The sequence below is a fragment of the Subtercola frigoramans genome, from assembly GCF_016907385.1.
Classification (GTDB): Bacteria; Actinomycetota; Actinomycetes; order Actinomycetales; family Microbacteriaceae; genus Subtercola; species Subtercola frigoramans.
This window is the reverse complement of the sequence record NZ_JAFBBU010000001.1, coordinates 2,800,426-2,816,566: the sequence shown is the minus strand read 5'-3', so window position 1 is coordinate 2,816,566 and position 16,141 is coordinate 2,800,426. Positions and strand designations below refer to the sequence as shown.

Annotated in this window: 16 protein-coding genes; 12 read left to right on the top strand and 4 right to left on the bottom strand. The window is 65.2% G+C overall.

Annotated features, from left to right (window positions below):
* Window positions 1-44: 44 nt before the first annotated feature.
* Window positions 45-1,052 (top strand): adenosine deaminase, encoded by a 1,008-nt coding sequence (locus JOE66_RS13155; protein ID WP_205110110.1) that lies wholly within the window; start codon window positions 45-47, stop codon window positions 1,050-1,052.
* 137 nt (window positions 1,053-1,189) lie between these two features.
* Here the strand turns inward: JOE66_RS13155 and JOE66_RS13150 are convergent, their stop codons facing one another.
* Window positions 1,190-2,026 (bottom strand): HAD family hydrolase, encoded by an 837-nt coding sequence (locus JOE66_RS13150; protein WP_205110108.1) that lies wholly within the window; start codon window positions 2,024-2,026, stop codon window positions 1,190-1,192.
* A 157-nt stretch (window positions 2,027-2,183) separates the two neighbouring features.
* Here JOE66_RS13150 and ligD point away from each other — a divergent pair, with 157 nt between their 5' ends.
* Window positions 2,184-3,221 carry a non-homologous end-joining DNA ligase gene (gene ligD / locus JOE66_RS13145; protein WP_205110106.1) on the top strand — a complete coding sequence of 346 codons (1,038 nt, stop codon included), beginning with the start codon at window positions 2,184-2,186 and terminating at the stop codon, window positions 3,219-3,221.
* A gap of 6 nt (window positions 3,222-3,227) precedes the next feature.
* Here ligD and JOE66_RS13140 read toward each other — a convergent pair whose 3' ends face one another.
* The gene (locus tag JOE66_RS13140; protein ID WP_205110104.1) at window positions 3,228-4,280 is read right to left on the bottom strand and encodes an ATP-dependent DNA ligase; all 1,053 of its coding nucleotides are present in this window, start codon (window positions 4,278-4,280) and stop codon (window positions 3,228-3,230) included.
* Between the two features lie 115 nt (window positions 4,281-4,395).
* Between JOE66_RS13140 and JOE66_RS13135 the strand changes: the two genes are divergently transcribed.
* The 3 genes from JOE66_RS13135 (at window position 4,396) to JOE66_RS13125 (ending at window position 6,502) form a co-directional block, all read left to right on the top strand.
* Window positions 4,396-4,698 carry a zinc ribbon domain-containing protein gene (locus JOE66_RS13135; protein ID WP_205110102.1) on the top strand — a complete coding sequence of 101 codons (303 nt, stop codon included), beginning with the start codon at window positions 4,396-4,398 and terminating at the stop codon, window positions 4,696-4,698.
* A gap of 173 nt (window positions 4,699-4,871) precedes the next feature.
* A complete protein-coding gene (locus JOE66_RS13130; protein WP_205110100.1) occupies window positions 4,872-5,762 on the top strand; it encodes a DUF4097 family beta strand repeat-containing protein in 891 nt (296 codons plus the stop codon).
* Window positions 5,759-6,502, top strand: a complete 744-nt coding sequence (locus tag JOE66_RS13125) for a PadR family transcriptional regulator (RefSeq protein WP_205110098.1) — start codon at window positions 5,759-5,761, stop codon at window positions 6,500-6,502. The genes JOE66_RS13130 and JOE66_RS13125 overlap by 4 nt, the downstream gene beginning before the upstream one ends.
* A gap of 84 nt (window positions 6,503-6,586) precedes the next feature.
* Here JOE66_RS13125 and JOE66_RS13120 read toward each other — a convergent pair whose 3' ends face one another.
* Window positions 6,587-7,351, bottom strand: a complete 765-nt coding sequence (locus JOE66_RS13120) for a TIGR00645 family protein (RefSeq protein ID WP_205110096.1) — start codon at window positions 7,349-7,351, stop codon at window positions 6,587-6,589.
* A gap of 208 nt (window positions 7,352-7,559) precedes the next feature.
* On the opposite strand from JOE66_RS13120, the gene JOE66_RS13115 reads away from it, so the two are divergent.
* Genes JOE66_RS13115 through JOE66_RS13085 form a run of 7 tightly spaced genes read left to right on the top strand, consistent with a single transcriptional unit; the run spans window position 7,560 to window position 15,025 of the window.
* The gene (locus tag JOE66_RS13115) at window positions 7,560-8,564 is read left to right on the top strand and encodes a TerC family protein (protein WP_205110094.1); all 1,005 of its coding nucleotides are present in this window, start codon (window positions 7,560-7,562) and stop codon (window positions 8,562-8,564) included.
* Between the two features lie 43 nt (window positions 8,565-8,607).
* Entirely contained in the window at window positions 8,608-10,116 is a 1,509-nt protein-coding gene (gene leuC / locus JOE66_RS13110; RefSeq protein ID WP_239518305.1) for a 3-isopropylmalate dehydratase large subunit, read from the top strand.
* Window positions 10,117-10,119: 3 nt separating this feature from the next.
* Window positions 10,120-10,716, top strand: coding sequence for a 3-isopropylmalate dehydratase small subunit (leuD, locus tag JOE66_RS13105; protein WP_205110092.1), 597 nt, complete (start codon window positions 10,120-10,122; stop codon window positions 10,714-10,716).
* Window positions 10,717-10,728: 12 nt separating this feature from the next.
* On the top strand, window positions 10,729-12,114 hold the full coding sequence (gene murA, locus JOE66_RS13100) for a UDP-N-acetylglucosamine 1-carboxyvinyltransferase (RefSeq protein ID WP_205110090.1): 1,386 nt from the start codon (window positions 10,729-10,731) through the stop codon (window positions 12,112-12,114).
* A 10-nt stretch (window positions 12,115-12,124) separates the two neighbouring features.
* Window positions 12,125-12,895 carry a lysophospholipid acyltransferase family protein gene (locus JOE66_RS13095; protein ID WP_205110088.1) on the top strand — a complete coding sequence of 257 codons (771 nt, stop codon included), beginning with the start codon at window positions 12,125-12,127 and terminating at the stop codon, window positions 12,893-12,895.
* Window positions 12,895-14,034 carry an NAD(P)H-dependent glycerol-3-phosphate dehydrogenase gene (locus tag JOE66_RS13090; protein WP_205110086.1) on the top strand — a complete coding sequence of 380 codons (1,140 nt, stop codon included), beginning with the start codon at window positions 12,895-12,897 and terminating at the stop codon, window positions 14,032-14,034. Before JOE66_RS13095 ends, JOE66_RS13090 begins: the two co-directional genes overlap by 1 nt.
* Window positions 13,937-15,025, top strand: a complete 1,089-nt coding sequence (locus JOE66_RS13085) for a D-alanine--D-alanine ligase family protein (RefSeq protein ID WP_205110084.1) — start codon at window positions 13,937-13,939, stop codon at window positions 15,023-15,025. The genes JOE66_RS13090 and JOE66_RS13085 overlap by 98 nt, the downstream gene beginning before the upstream one ends.
* A gap of 171 nt (window positions 15,026-15,196) precedes the next feature.
* Here JOE66_RS13085 and JOE66_RS13080 read toward each other — a convergent pair whose 3' ends face one another.
* Window positions 15,197-16,027, bottom strand: coding sequence for an aldo/keto reductase (locus tag JOE66_RS13080; protein ID WP_205110082.1), 831 nt, complete (start codon window positions 16,025-16,027; stop codon window positions 15,197-15,199).
* Between the last annotated feature and the right edge of the window lie 114 nt (window positions 16,028-16,141).

The following is a 16,141-nucleotide window of genomic DNA, read 5'->3' as shown; positions in this document are numbered from 1 at the left end:
AAGCGTGCTGTATCGAAACCCCCCGATACGAGAGACTGTTACCCATGACGAACGCCATGTACACGCTGCCCAAGGCCGAGCTGCACCTGCACATCGAGGGGACCCTCGAGCCCGAGATGGTCTTCGCCCTGGCTGAGCGCAATGGCATGGAGCTGCCCTTCGCCAGCGTCGACGACATCCGCAGTCGGCTCGACTTCACCAGCCTGCAGCCGTTCCTCGACCTCTACTTCGAGTGCGGGGCGGTACTGCGCACGCAACAGGACTTCCACGACCTGGCCGCGGCGTACCTCACGCGGGCGCACGAGCAGGGTCTGCGCCACGTCGAGATGTTCTTCGACCCGCAGGGCCACACAGCCCGGGGGGTGCCCGTCGACGCGGTGATCGACGGACTGCTTTCGGCGCTCGCCGAGGCGCACGAGGAGTGGGGAATCACGGGCGGCCTCATCATGTGCTTCCTGCGCGACCTGCCGGTCGAGTCGGCCTTTGCGCTGCTCGACTCTGTGGCCCACCGGGTGGACGATCTGATCGGCGTGGGCCTCGACTCGACCGAGGTCGGTTACCCGCCAGAGCTGTTCGAGCAGGTGTACGCCCACGCCCGCGGGCTGGGGCTGCACGCCGTGGCCCACGCTGGCGAGGAGGGCGGCCCTGAATACGTCTCGGGTTCGCTCGACCTCCTGAAAGTGGAGCGGGTCGACCACGGCATCCGCAGCCTCGAAGACCCCGAGCTCGTCGAGCGGCTGCGGGCTGCGCAGGTGCCCATGACGGTGTGCCCACTGTCGACGGTGCGGTTGGCCGGTGTGCCGACGATGGCCGATCATCCACTGCCCCGGATGATCGAGGCCGGGCTGCTCGTCACCATCAACTCCGACGACCCCTCGTACTTCGGCGGCTACGTCGGCGACAACTACCTCGCCATTCAACAGACCTTTGGCTACGACAACCTCGCGATGGCCGGCTTCGCACTGAACTCGGTCACGGCGTCGTTCGCCTCCGACGCGCGCAAAGACGAGCTGCGCGAAGAGATTGCCGCCTGGGGCAAGAAGCACGGCTGAGCCCGAGGGATCGAGCCCGGTTCGAGCCGTGGCCCACGACGGAGCAGTCCACGCGACCACGGAATAGTCCACGCGGATTCGCACGTGCAGTCTGCACGCGGCGCCGTGCCTGGACTATTCCGTGGCGGGGCCAGAACTCAGAAGCTGGTCGCCCAAGCGGTGATCGCGGGGTAGAGCTGCTCGATGAGGGGCGCGCGGTAGGTCGGCCGGGCATCCCGGGCCGCGAAGCGTTCGATGAGCGCCGTCTCGCAGCCGAGCGCCACGGCCGGTTCGAGGTCGTTGCGCCAGATGTCGCCCACACTGAGCAGCCGCTGTGGCGAGTCGGCGAGGTCGTGCGCCTCGAGCAAGCCTTCGAGAATGGCCCGCATGCCAGCCGGTTTGCCAGCCGAGGTCACCAGTTCGTCGAAGAATCCGGCGAGCCCCAGTGTTTCGAGCTGTTGCTCGACGCCGTTGCGCGGTGCATTGGTGACGAGGACGACGTGCACCTGCTCGGGTAGCCCCGCGAGCAACTCGCCGAGGCCGGCGGGCGCGTACGTCTCGATCATGCCTGACGCCAGCTCGTCGCGGCTGCCTGCGTACGCGGCCGAGAGTTCGGCGTCGGTGATTCCGGATGCCCGGGCCAGCCTCTCAGCGGCCGCATACCCGTCTGCGCTCCCCGCGACCAGGGCCAGCGCGTCGAGCAGTGCCGGCAGCACATCGCCGCCCCGGGGCCCCTCCATGGGCGATTCGGCGCGCGCAGGCCCTTGGCTGCCATCGAGATACGCGCCCACCGCCGCACGGATGAGCCCATGTCGGTGCGGCGGCAGCCCGGAATCCGGTTCTCCTGGAACCTGCACTTCGGAGGCATGGTGCTCGAAGATCGCCTCGTGCCCGAGCGATTTGTCGAGCAGGCGGGCGTAGCTGAATACCGGCCCGTCGCCGAGGCAGACGGTGCCGTCGAAGTCGAGCACCAGGATTCGCGAAGTTGTCGTCACCCTTCGATCATGCCTCCCCTCGAGCGGCCGGTACGACACCACCCCAGCAACTCTTCCCCCGTTCTCCCGTCTGCCGCGCAGTCAAGCTCCCCTCCCCGACCGGTCCACAACGCCCGCCCCCGTGACCGCCGGGAACTCGGCGAGTATGTTGTTACTCATGGCAAGCGAAGCGGTGATGCTGAGTGTCGATGGCCCGAACGGCGTGCGTGACGTGCGCCTGTCGAGCCCCAGCCGCGTGCTCTGGCCGGAACCCGGAATCACGAAACTCGACCTGGCAAACTACATTGTCGAGGTCGGCGAAGCGTTCCTGCGGGCCAACGGCGACCGCCCAATGTCGCTGCAGCGATTCCCTGGCGGCATCGATGGCGAACAGTTCTTCTCGAAGAACCCGCCGAGGGGCGCGCCTGACTTCGTGCGGGCGGTGCCGGTCGTGTATCCGAGTGGGCGCACGCATCCGCAGCTCGTCATCGACGAACCCGCCGCTGCAGTCTGGGCGGTGCAGATGAACACGGTCGTCTTCCACCCGTGGGCGTCTCGCGCTGAGAAGAGCGACTATCCCGACGAGCTCCGCATCGACCTCGACCCGCAGCCGGGCACCGACTTCGGCGACGCCATCCCGGTGGCGTTCGAGCTTCGCGCGGTGCTCGCAGAGGCCGGGCTCACGGCGTTCGTCAAGACTTCGGGCAACCGGGGCATCCACGTGTTCGCGCCGATCGAGCCGGCGGTCGAGTTTCTGGATGTTCGGCACGCCGTCATCGCGGCAGCCCGCGAGCTCGAGCGACGCCTCCCCGCAGCCGTCACCACCGCCTGGTGGAAGGAGGAGCGCGGTGCGCGCATCTTCGTGGACTTCAACCAGGCCAACCGTGACCGCACGATGGCCGGCGCGTACAGCCCACGGGCGCTGCCGGGGGCTGCCGTCTCGTGTCCGCTCGAGTGGGATGAACTCGTCGCGGCGGACCCGAAGAGCTACACGATTCTGACTGTGCCGGAGCGGTTGCGTACGGTGGGTGACCCGTGGAAGGCTTTGCACGAGCATCCTGGTACCCTCGACGTGCTGCTCGGCTGGTGGGCGCGCGACCTCGAGGCGGGCTTGGGCGAGTTGCCCTTCCCTCCCGACTTCCCGAAGATGCCCGGCGAACCCCCGCGGGTGCAGCCCTCCCGTGCCCGCAAGCCGGCCGCTGCCGACCCGCAGTAGTGAGTCTCAGGCGAGAACCTCGCTGAGGTCGTAGGCGATGGCTCGGTCGAGTTGCTCGAAGGTGCACGACGAGGCGTCGCGGTCGGGTCTCCAGCGGAAGAACTGGGCGGTGTGGCGAAAGCGCGAACCCTCCATCTGGTCGTAACGCACCTCGGCGACGAGGGTGGGCGCGAGCCGCACGAACGACAGGTCTTTGCTGCCCGAGAACCTGTTGCGCTCTGTTTCACCGCGAACGATCTCGCCCGCGGCATCTCGCAGCACGAACGGTTCCAGTTCATCGACGAGCTCGCGCCGGCGCACGTCGGTGAAGGCCGAAGCGCCGCCCACGCTCTGCAGGGCCCCTTCGTCGTCGTACAACCCGAGCAGCAGCGAGGCCACGCCGGCGCCGCTGGCATGGATCCGGTAGCCGAGCACGACCACGTCGGCGGTGCGATGGTGTTTCGTCTTGAGCATGACGCGCTTGTTCGGGGAATACGTAGCTGCCAACGGCTTGGAGACCACGCCATCGAGCCCCGCGCCCTCGAATTCCACGAGCCAGCGCCGCGCGACCTCGACATCTGAGGTCGTCTGCGAGAGGTGCAGAGGCGCTGACAGGTGCGTGCCGAGTTCGCTGAGAGCGGCCCGTCGTTCGCTGAAAGGCCGGTCGAGGCAGCTCACATCGCCGACCGAGAGCAGATCGAAGGCTACGAACAGTGCCGGAGTCTCGACGCTCAATTTGGCAATACGGCTGGCCGCCGGGTGGATGCGCGCAGAAAGCGCCTCCCAGTCGAGACGTTCGGCGCCGCTGGCCCCGGTGCGGACCGCGATCTCGCCGTCGAGAACGCAGGGGCCGGGCAGCTGCGTGACGAACGCGGCGACGAGTTCGGGAAAGTATCGCGTGAGCATCTTCGAGCCGCGGCTGCCGATTTCGACCGTCGTTCCGTCAAAGTAAACGATGCCGCGAAACCCGTCCCACTTGGGTTCATAACTGAGCCCACCCGCCACCGAATCCGGTGCGGGAACGCTCTCGACGGCTTTCGCGAGCATCGGTGCGACGGGCGCGGTGGCGGAGGGGATCATGGTTCGATCATCCTCTCGTCTCCGGCATTGCGACAGGGAATGGAGGGAGCGCGAAAAGGGCTTGACGAGAGATGCTCAGGGGTCGATAGTTGTTCGCAAGTGAGAGGGGATTCTTATGAGCACCATCAGCACGGTCAGCACCAACACCACCACCGGTACGGAGATCAGCACCGACACCAGCACCATGCTCACCTGCCTGAGTTGCGGAATGCCCATCGAATCCGGGGAGTACTGCGACCACTGCACCGATGAGACAGGCGCGTTGCAGAGCTTCGATGATCGCTTCAGCCGCATGACCCAGTGGCAGCTTCGCGCGAACCCGGGCGAGACGCAGCAGGAGGCCGAGCGGGCCACGCTGCAGTACCTGGCAACGATGCCAGCTTGGCGCGATCATCCCCGGGTCGTTGCCCGCGAGTAGCAGTTACGCGTGCGCGTGCGCCAGGGCCTGCTGGCCGTCGGCGCGCGCAAAACATTCACCAGCACCGAGGCTTCGGTGAAGAAACGCGATATAGCTTGACTTGGGGCGCCGCCTGACGTACCGTTCTTTCATACCAACACGCGATATATCGCGTTTGACGATGGGAGATCGGCATGGCGCTGGAGAAATGGCTCGTGAATGGGCCGAAGATCATCGACCTCGAGCTTGTGCGCTCGGTCAAAATCAGTCTGATCGGCGGCAAGATCGACGTGATCGGCCACGACGAGCCGGGTGCGCGCGTCGAGATCCACTCCGTGCAGGGCAAAGACCTGAAGGTCTCGATCGATGGCGACCTGCTCGAAATCGATCACCCGCAACTGCGCTGGGACAACTTCATCGACGTGTTCGCGTCGTTCAGAGGTTCGGCGAAGGCCGACATCAGCCTTCTCGTTCCCCGTGACGTCGCGATGAAGTTCGGTGTGGTGACAGCAAGTGCACTCATCTCGGGCATGACCAACGACGCGCGCATCAGCACGGTCTCGGGCGATGTCGTCATCGACAACGTCACCGGCGACCTCGAACTTAACACCGTCAATGGCGAGATCTCGGTGAGCGACCACCATGGCGTCGTGGCCGTTCACACCGTCTCCGGCGACATCACGGTGAGCGGGCAGGTGCGCCGATTCTCCTGCGACGGCGTTGCCGCCAACGTCTTCCTCGACCTCGATGGAGACGTCGACACCCTCGACAACAACACCGTGAGCGGCGACTTCACCGTGCGTCTCGATGCCGAACTCGGGGCGCGGTACAACCTGAACACCGTCTCCGGAGTGCTCTCTCTTGACGGCTCGACGTTCCGGGGAACCCACGGCAAGGGCAACAACTTCACCACGGGCACCCTCGACGGCCGCTTCGTCGAAGTCCACGCCAATTCCGTCTCGGGCGACATCACGTCGATCCGGCGTGCATCTGGCGCCCCGGCCTCGGGTGAAACGACTCCCGACGCTGGCGCGACCGTCGAACCCGACGCGGCCGCAGAACACGAATCGCAGGCCAGCGCGTGAACCCCGTCTTCGGCCACGGCCACCTGCGGTTGTACCTGCTCAGTCTGCTCGCCGAGCATCCTCGCCATGGTTATGAACTGATCCAGGCGCTCAGCGACCGCTTCGGAGGAACGTACAGCCCGAGCGCCGGCACCATCTACCCCCGCCTGGCCAAACTCGAGGGGGAGGGCCTCGTCACGAAATCCGCCGATGGCCGCAAGACCATCTACGAGATCACCGACGCCGGCCGCGCTGAGCTTGCCGCCCGCGGCGACGAACTCGACTCGATCGAAGACAACGTCACAGATACGGTACGGATGCTCGCCGACAGTGTTCGCGCCGGCGTGAACTCGGCCATGCGGAGCCTCCGCGCCGACCTCGCCTCTGCCGCCCGTGAGGCGTCGCGCACCGACACCCGCGCGAACACCGGGCGCAGCTATGCTGGGCCGTCTTCGGGAACGCCAAGTGGGTCTGCGGCTGGTGACGCTGCGGGAGAATCCACCTCCGCAGAATCAGGCTCGCCCACAGGAACCGCCGGTGCTTCGTCTCCGAGTGCCCCGACGTCCGACGAGCAGCGTCGGGGCAACACCGACGCGCTGCGTGAGGCGGAGACGGTACTCGCGACGTTCCGGGCGAAGGTTCGCGCCGACCTGCGCAAGCACGCCGCGAAGGGGGCCGTGTCACCCCAGGCGGTGCAACGGCTCACTGAAGAACTGACCCGAATCCAGGCCGAACTTCACATGAACCTGTCCGCACGGTAGTGAGAGGTCATGGCGACGAATCGTCGGCCCTGAGTCAATCCGACGCAAATAGTGCGTCGGTCTGATCCAGGGCCGACGATTGCGTTATTTCTCGGACGGAGTGACGCGCGACGCCTCGACGAATCTGCCGTCGATGAGGTAACCGGCGATCGGGGTGCCGGCACTTGCTGAACCGACAGCGCCCGGCAGTTCCGTGAAGGGCGCTCCCGCGCCTATCGCGGCGAACTGCTCGTGACCACGGTTCTGCGACATCTTGTCGATGAACGCCAAGGCCAGGGCCGACAGGATGAACACGCTGTGGATGATCACCTGCCAGAAGACTCCCTCGCCGGTGTAGCTCTCGCCGGTGACGCTGTCGTCTTCGGCGTCGGGTGCACCGATGTCGCCGACCTCGATGAACGTCTTCAGCAGGTGGATCGACGAGATGCCGATGATCGCCATCGCCAGCTTCACCTTGAGCACGTTCGCGTTCACGTGCGACAGCCACTCCGGCTGGTCAGGATGCCCGTCGATGTCGATCTTCGAAACGAACGTCTCGTACCCGCCGATGATGACCATGATGAGCAGGTTCGCGATCATCACGACGTCGATGAGGCCGAGCACGGCGAGCATGATTACGGCCTCGTCGATGTGCAACGGGTCCTTGATCACCGTCTCGGCCAGGTGCACCAGTTCGATGACGAAGACCACAACGTAGATCAGCTGGGCGACGATGAGCCCGAGATACAGCGGTGCCTGCAGCCAGCGGCTGAAGAAAATGAGATACCCGATGCCCTTCACTCCGGCGCTCTGCGGTTGGTAGACGCGAGGATTGAGGAGGGGAGGAATGGTCGTTTGGGGTTTGGCCATACCCGAAGGGTACGGGGGAGTTCCTGTACAATCTCTCAATGAAGGGGAGTATCCCGATTCACCGTTGTCGTCAGTACGGTTTCCGTCGTTGGAGGCCCGGTCGCGGTGGCATGGCTGGTCAGCATCGTCTGCCGGAGCATGCGGGAGAGACTTTCGCCGATTTGTGCTGCCTGAATCACCGGCGGCCGACAGCGAAAGGCACCACTGAATGACTGCCCTGCCCCTCTGGTTCGAGATCACGTCGCTCGTGGTTCTCACGCTGATTCTGATTGCCGACCTTCTGCTGGTGATCAAGCGGCCACACATCCCCTCGGCGAAGGAATCGACACTCTGGGTCGTCTTCTACGTCGTGCTCGCCCTCATCTTCGCCGGGCTGATCTGGGCGATCGGCGACAGCCAGCACGCCGTCGAGTTCGTTGCGGGCTGGCTCACCGAGTACAGCCTGAGCATCGACAACCTCTTTGTCTTCGTGATCATCATGGCGAGGTTCGCTGTGCCGCGAAAGCTGCAGCAGGAGGTGCTGATGGTCGGCATCGTCATCGCCCTGATCCTTCGCGCCATCTTCATCGTGCTCGGCGCAAGTCTCATCGAGAACTTCAGCTGGATCTTCTACATCTTCGGTGCGTTCCTCCTCTATACAGCGTTCAAGCAGGCGTTCGGCAACCACGATGACGACGCCGAACAGAAAGACAACCTGGTCACGCGCATCCTGCGCAAGCGAGTCGCACTGACGCCGGACTACCACGGCACGAAGGTGTCGGTGAAGATCGACGGCAAGAAGTTCTTCACGCCGATGATCATCGTCTTCATCGCGATCGGCTCGACCGACCTGCTCTTCGCGCTGGATTCGATTCCCGCGATCTTCGGCATCACGCAGAGCCCGTTCATCGTCTTCGCCGCGAACATCTTCGCTCTGATGGGTCTTCGGCAGCTCTACTTCCTGCTCGGCGGCCTTCTCGACAAGCTGGTGTACCTGCACTACGGCATCGCGTTCATCCTCGCGTTCATCGGCGTCAAGCTCGTTCTGCACGCCCTTCACGAAAACGAACTGCCGTTCATCAACGGCGGCCAGCACATCGAGTGGGCGCCCGACATCAGCACTCTCACGTCTCTCATCGTGATCATCGCCTCGATGGCTGTGGCGACGATCGCGAGCCTGCTGCGCATGCGGCACGACGCTCGAAAGGGAATTACCGAGACCCCTCGCGGTTAGAATGAGCGGATAGTCACGCGTATTTTCTAAGGTGGAGAGAAGTATGTCAGAAGAGCAGGCACGCACCCTTGCTGAGAAGGTGTGGGACGACCACATCGTCGTCAAAGGCGAAGACGGCAACCCTGACCTCCTCTACATCGACCTCCACCTCGTGCACGAAGTCACAAGCCCGCAGGCCTTCGACGGCCTGCGTGTCGCGGGTCGCCCGGTTCGACGCCCCGACCTGACGATCGCCACCGAAGACCACAACACGCCGACACTGGCCATCAACAAGCCGATCGTCGACCTCACGAGCCGCACGCAGATCGATACGCTGCGGGCCAATGCCCGCGAGTTCGGTATTCGCCTGCACTCGCTGGGTGACGTCGAGCAGGGCATCGTGCACGTGGTCGGCCCCCAGCTCGGCCTGACCATGCCCGGCATCACGGTGGTGTGCGGCGACTCGCACACCTCGACGCACGGTGCGTTCGGCGCAATGGCCTTCGGCATCGGCACCAGCGAGGTCGAGCATGTTCTCGCCACCCAGACGCTGCCGCTGAAACCGTTCAAGACAATGGCGATCACCGTCGAGGGCACGCTCCGCCCCGGTGTGACGGCCAAAGACATCATCCTCGCCGTCATCGCGAAGATCGGCACCGGCGGCGGGCAGGGCTATGTGCTCGAATACCGGGGGTCGGCCATCCGTTCGCTCTCGATGGAGGGCCGCATGACGATCTGCAACATGTCGATCGAAGCGGGCGCCCGGGCGGGTATGGTCGCGCCTGACCAGATCACCTTCGACTACCTCGAAGGTCGCCCGCACGCACCGGCCGGAGACGACTGGGACGAGGCTGTTGCCTACTGGAAGACGCTCGCCAGCGATGAGACCGCTGTCTTCGACGCCGAGGTGTTCCTCGATGCCGACGAACTCGAGCCGTTCGTGACCTGGGGAACGAACCCGGGCCAGGGTGTCTCACTGAGCGAGAACGTGCCGGACCCCGCGCAGATCACCGACCTGAACGAGCGTGCCAACGCCGAGCGTGCCCTGGAGTACATGGACATCGCCGCAGGCACCCCGATGAAGCAGATCGCGGTCGACGCCGTGTTCATGGGTTCGTGCACCAACAGCCGCATCGAAGACCTGCGTGCCTTCGCGTCGGTGATCAAGGGCCAGAAGAAGGCCGACAACGTGCGGGTCATGGTCGTGCCGGGTTCTGCCCGCGTGAGGATCGAAGCCGAAGCCGAGGGCATCGACAAGATCGTCGAAGCGTTCGGTGCAGAGTGGCGGTTCGCGGGCTGTTCGATGTGCCTCGGCATGAACCCCGACCAGCTGGCTCCGGGTGAGCGGTGCGCCTCCACGTCGAACCGCAACTTCGAGGGCCGCCAGGGCAAGGGTGGGCGCACGCACCTCGTGTCTCCGCTCGTCGCTGCGGCGACCGCGATCAGGGGCACACTCTCGAGCCCCTGGGACCTCGACAAGGCCGATCAAGCCCCGAGCTCGAACACCGATGTCTCGAACACCGATGTCTCGAACACCGATGTCTCGAACCTGACCTCAGTGAAGGCGGTCTGAACAATGGAAGCAGTTTCGGTCATCACCGGCGTCGCGATGCCGCTGGCGCGTTCGAATGTCGACACCGACCAGATCATTCCCGCCGAGTTTTTGAAGCGCGTCACGAAGACGGGCTTCGAAGACGCCCTCTTCTTTCGCTGGCGGCAGGACGCCGACTTCGTTCTGAACGACCCGGATTTCACCGGTGCTCGAATTCTGGTCGCCGGCCCCGACTTCGGTACGGGCTCCAGTCGCGAGCACGCCGTATGGGCGTTGCGCGACTACGGATTCGATGCAGTTCTCAGCTCGCGGTTCGGCGACATCTTCCGCGGCAACTCCGGCAAACAGGGGCTGCTTGCTGCCGAGGTCTCCGAAGCAGACATCGAGAAGATCTGGGCGGCCATCGACGAGGCCCCGGGCCGTGAGATCAGCATCGACCTGAACACGAAGACGGTCACTGTCGGGGACTTCACAGTCGATTTCTCCATCGATGACTACACTCGATGGAGGCTGCTCGAAGGACTCGACGACATCGGGCTCACTCTGCGAAGTGAAGAGCAGATCACCGAATTCGAACGTCACCGGCACAACTGGCGACCGAAGACCCTCCCAGTGAAGTAGGTAACAACCTCTATGAACACACTCCTTCAAGATGCTCAGAAACTCGACGCGCAGAAGGCGGCGGCACACGTGGGTCTTGTCTCTGACACGATCATCGTCAATGGTGGCAGGCCCCTCCGTGGCCGCATCGATGTGCGTGGCGCCAAGAACCTGGTGACCAAAGCCATGGTCGCGTCGCTTCTGGGCGACACGAAGAGTGTCTTGAGAGACGTTCCCGACATCAGTGACGTTCACGTCGTCTCGCGCCTGCTGGAGATCCACGGCGTCGAGATCACGGGCAGCCCGGAGTCGGGCATCCTCGTTCTCGACCCCGCCAACGTGGCCATCGCCCAGAGCGCTGAGATCGACGCACTGAGCGGGTCGAGCCGTATTCCGATTCTCTTCTGCGGCCCCCTGCTGCACCGTCTGGGGCACGCGTTCATTCCCGACCTCGGCGGCTGCCGCATCGGCGACCGGCCCATCGACTTCCACCTCGACGCCCTGCGCGCTTTCGGCGCCGTGGTCGAGAAGCTCCCGAGTGGCATCAACATCACCGCCCCGAACGGACTCAAGGGTGCCAACATCGAGTTGCCCTACCCGAGCGTGGGCGCGACCGAGCAGGTTCTGCTCACCGGGGTTCGTGCCCAGGGCATCACCGAACTCAAGAACGCGGCGATCGAGCCCGAGATCATGGATCTCATCGCGGTGCTTCAGAAGATGGGCGCGATCATCTCGATCGAGCCGAACCGCGTCATTCTCATCGAGGGTGTCGACGAGCTCAAGGGCTACGACCACCGCGCACTGTTCGACCGTAACGAGGCCGCGAGCTGGGCATCCGCTGCCCTGGCGACCAAGGGCGACATCTTCTGCGTGGGCGCGAAGCAGCAGGAGATGATGACGTTCCTGAACGTCTTCCGCAAGATCGGCGGCGCCTTCGACATCGAAGAAGACGGAATCCGCTTCTACCACCCGGGTGGTGACCTGAAGCCCGTCGTCATCGAGACCGATGTGCACCCCGGCTTCATGACCGACTGGCAGCAGCCGCTGATCGTTGCGCTCACGCAGGCGGTCGGAACCTCGATCGTTCACGAGACCGTCTACGAGAACCGCTTCGGTTTCACCGAGGCGCTCGTTGACATGGGCGCGAACATCGAGGTGCACAAGGATGGGCTCGAAGGCGGCTATCGCCGGGTACCCCGTCGTGCTCTCGAGCAGGCGGCAGTGATCACCGGCCCCACGAAGCTGCACGGCGGCGACATCGAGGTGCCAGACCTCCGCGGCGGTTTCAGTCACCTGATCGCGGCGCTCACGGCCGACGGTCGCTCGCGCGTGAGCAACGTCGGCCTCATCAGCCGCGGCTACGGCGACTTCGCCGGAAAGCTCGAGAAGCTGGGAGCCGACTTCTCCTTCGAGGCATAGACACAAGGCCGTGGCGTCTGAAGATCCGGCACAGCCGGCCGACGAAGCGCGTCGAGGTTCCGAGAAGGGTTTTGCCTTCTCGCTCCTGGCCGCGCCCGCGCTCGTCTTCGTGAACTCGATTGCGAAGCTCGATGTTCGAGGCGGCGAAAAGCTTCCGAAGACCGGGGCGTTTGTGCTCACCCCCAACCACTACAGCAACTTCGACCCGGTGATCGTGGGCTGGTCGGTGTGGAACCTCGGCCGGGCGCCACGGTTTCTCGCGAAAGCCTCCCTCTTTCGGGTTCCGGTGCTCGGCGGCGCGCTGCGCCTCATCAAACAGGTTCCCGTCGAGCGCACCGGTCGAACGAGTGCGGGCACGGCCCTGGGTGCGGCCCACGACCTCGCAACGACGGGCGAGGGCATCATCGTGTACCCCGAAGGCACGCTCACGCGGGAGCCGGAACTGTGGCCGATGCGGGGCAAATCGGGAGCCGTGCGCATCGCGCTCGAGAATGGTGTGCCGATCATCCCGATGGCGCACTGGGGAACGCAGGCGATTCTGCCGCGGTATTCGAAGAAGCTCAGTCTCTTTCCGCGCAAGACCGTGCTCATCGCCTACGGTGAACCCGTCGACCTCGACCGGTTCCGGGGTGTGCCCCTGACCCAGAGTGTGCTCTCCGAGGCGACCGAGCTCGTGATGGGGGCGATCACCGCGCTACTCGAAGACCTGAGGGGCGAGACGGCACCTGCCGAACGCTGGAACCCCTCCGCTCACAACCAGACCGAATTCGGGGCACTGTGATGGCCAGGAAACGACGGCCGATTCCCGCCCCCGTGCGGCAGGTCAGCGTGCTCGGCGCCGGCAGCTGGGGAACGACCTTCGCGAAGATCCTCGCCGACGGCGGCAACGACGTCACCCTCTGGGCGAGACGCCCAGAGCTGGCGAGGGAGATCAACCAGGCCAAGCGCAACAGCGACTACCTCCCCGGAATCAACCTGCCCCCGAGCATCCGTGCCTCTGCCTCGCTCGAGCAGGCGGTGGGCTCGTCGTCACTGATCTTCGTGTCGATTCCCAGCCAGTCGCTGCGGTCGAACCTGGCGGCACTGAAGCCGTTGCTCGGGCCAGAGACCGTGGTGGTCAGCCTCATGAAGGGGGTCGAGAAGGGCACGGGCCTCCGCATGAGCCAGGTGCTCGAAGAGGGCCTCGGCATCGACCTCGACAGGCTTGCAGTCGCCTCGGGGCCGAATCTCGCCCTCGAGATCGCCAGGGAGCAGCCCACCGCGGCTGTCGTGTCGTCTGCCAGCCTCGCCACGGCCGAAGCCGTCGCCATGGTGGCAACCAACCGGTACTTCCGTTCGTTCGTCAACACCGACGTGATCGGCACCGAATTCGGCGGGGTGCTCAAGAACCTCATCGCGGTGGCGATCGGCATCGTCGACGGCGTGGGCTACGGCGAGAACACCAAGGCCTCAATCATCACCCGGGGCCTCGCCGAGATGACCGACTTCGCGGTCGCGTATGGCGGGCACCCTGAGACGATGGCGGGGCTCGCAGGTCTCGGCGACCTCATCGCGACCAGCAGCTCCCCGCTGTCGCGGAACAACACGGCAGGTCGCCTGCTCGGCCAGGGCTACAGCTTCGCCGACGTCATCTCGCGCATGCAGCAGACCGCAGAGGGGCTGGCCTCCGTCGCCCCGATTCTCACGCTCGCCGCGGCGCGCGGAGTCGACATGCCCATCGTTCAACAGGTGAGCCAGGTGCTTGCCGGTACGCTGAATCCCCGGGACATCGCTCCGCATCTCACAACCGATTCACTCGAACCCCAGGGCGAAAGGCCGAACGATGGCAGAAAAGACCGTGGTGGTGCTGCTCTTTGGCGGCCGTTCAAGCGAGCATTCGATCAGCTGCGCAACGGCGGGCGGGGTACTCCGGGCGATTGACCGCTCGCGCTACGAGGTGATCCCTGTGGGCATCACCGCCAGTGGCGCGTTCATTCTCGAAGACGACGACGCGGCGAAGTTCACCCTCGACCCTGCGAAACTGCCCACCGTCGAAGACAACGGCACCCGGGTGCACTGGCCAGAGAGCACAGAGACGCGCGAGCTGACGGTGACGGATGCCCGGGGCCAGACCCGCTCGCTCGGCCCCGTCGACGTGGTGTTCCCGATCCTCCACGGGCCCTTCGGCGAAGACGGCACCGTTCAGGGCCTGCTCGAACTCGTCGGGCTCCCGTATGTCGGCTCCGGCGTGCTGGCGTCGTCCCTCGGAATGGACAAGCACTTCACCAAGACCGTGCTGGTGCAGGCCGGAATCGCGGTGGCACCGTGGCACACGGTCTCAACGCGCGAGTGGCTCCGTTCGCCCGAAGGGGTACTCGAGGCCGTCTCCGACCTCACGCTGCCTGTCTTCGTGAAGCCGGCGCGCGCCGGGTCATCGGTCGGCGTCAGCAAGGTCAAGAGCTGGGAGACGTTCGCCGAGGCCATGCGGGTCGCCCTCGTCGAAGACGACCGCGTGCTGGTCGAGGAGGGCATCGTCGGGCGCGAAGTCGAGTGCGGGGTGCTGGGGTCTCTCGAGGGGGCAGCGCCCCGGGCATCCGTCGCCGGTGAGGTCGTCATGACTGGGCGCGAGTTCTATGACTTCGACGCGAAGTACCTCGATGCGCCGGGAATCGACCTGGTCTGCCCGGCCGACCTCAGGGCCGATCAACTCGCCGAGATGCAGGAGCTCGCCGTGCGAGCCTTCACGGCGATCGGATGCGCCGGGCTCGCTCGCGTGGACTTCTTTCTCACGCCCGCAGGGTTCGTCGTGAACGAGATCAACACGATGCCCGGGTTTACCCCGATCAGCATGTTCCCCGCGTGCTGGATCGCCTCGGGCATCTCGTACCCGCACATCATCGACGAACTCATCGCCCTCGCCCTCGAGCCCTGAGGGTTCGGAGTGCGGGTTTCGATACGCACGGCTGTGCCGCGCTACTCAACCAGCGGCGCGTCTCGCCGGTTGAGTAGCGCGGCGGCCCCCTGAACGGGTGCTCGCTTGGAGGGCGGCGCAACACGTCGCCGGTTGAGTAGGCGCGAAGCGGCGTATCGAAACCCCTCTCGCCTAGGGGATGTAGTTGAACTCGTCGGGGTTCGGGCCGGTGCGCTCGTCGCGGTTGAGGGCGGTGATCGCCGAGACGTCGTCGTCGGTCAGCTCGAAGTCGAAGAGCGCGAAGTTCTCCTCGACGCGGGAGCGGGTGACCGACTTGGGGAACACGATGTCGCCGCGCTGGATCGCCCAGCGGAGGGTCACCTGCGCCGGCGAGCGGCCGAGGCGTTCGCCGATCGACACGATCACGGCGTCGTCGAGCACCTTGCCCTGGGCGATGGGCGACCACGCCTCCGTCGCGATTCCGTGGGAAGTGTTGAAGGCGCGCACGTCATCCTGGGTGAGGTACGGGTGAACCTCGATCTGGTTCACGGCCGGCACGATGTCGGTCTCGTCGAAGAGTCGCTGCAGGTGGTGCGGCTGGAAGTTCGAGACGCCGATCGACTTCACCCGGCCCGAGGCATGCATCTCCTCCATGGCCTTCCACGTTTCGACGTAGTCGCCGACCCCGGGCAGCGGCCAGTGGATGAGGAACAGGTCGAGGTAGTCGAAGCCGAGCGACTCGAGCGTGCGGTCGAAGGCATCCAGGGCATCCTGTCGCGCATGGAAGCCGTTGTTGAGTTTGCTGGTCACGAAGATGTCGTCGCGGGCGAGGCCGGAGGCGGCAACGGCCTCGCCGACACCCTTCTCGTTGCCGTACATCTCGGCGGTGTCGATGTGCCGGTAGCCGACCTCGAGGGCCGTCAGCGTCGCCTCGCGGGTTTCGGCCGGGTCGATCTGGAAGACGCCGAACCCCAGCTGGGGGATGGTGGCGCCGTTGTTCAAAGTCACAGTGGGAACAGTCATGACAGCAGGGTACGCCTGAGCGGCCTGTCGTCTCGTTTTCAGGCCGGGGGCTTGCAATCTACCGGGGCCTTCCGGCACGCCCACACGGCCAACCGGCCTCGAGACCTAGGCTCG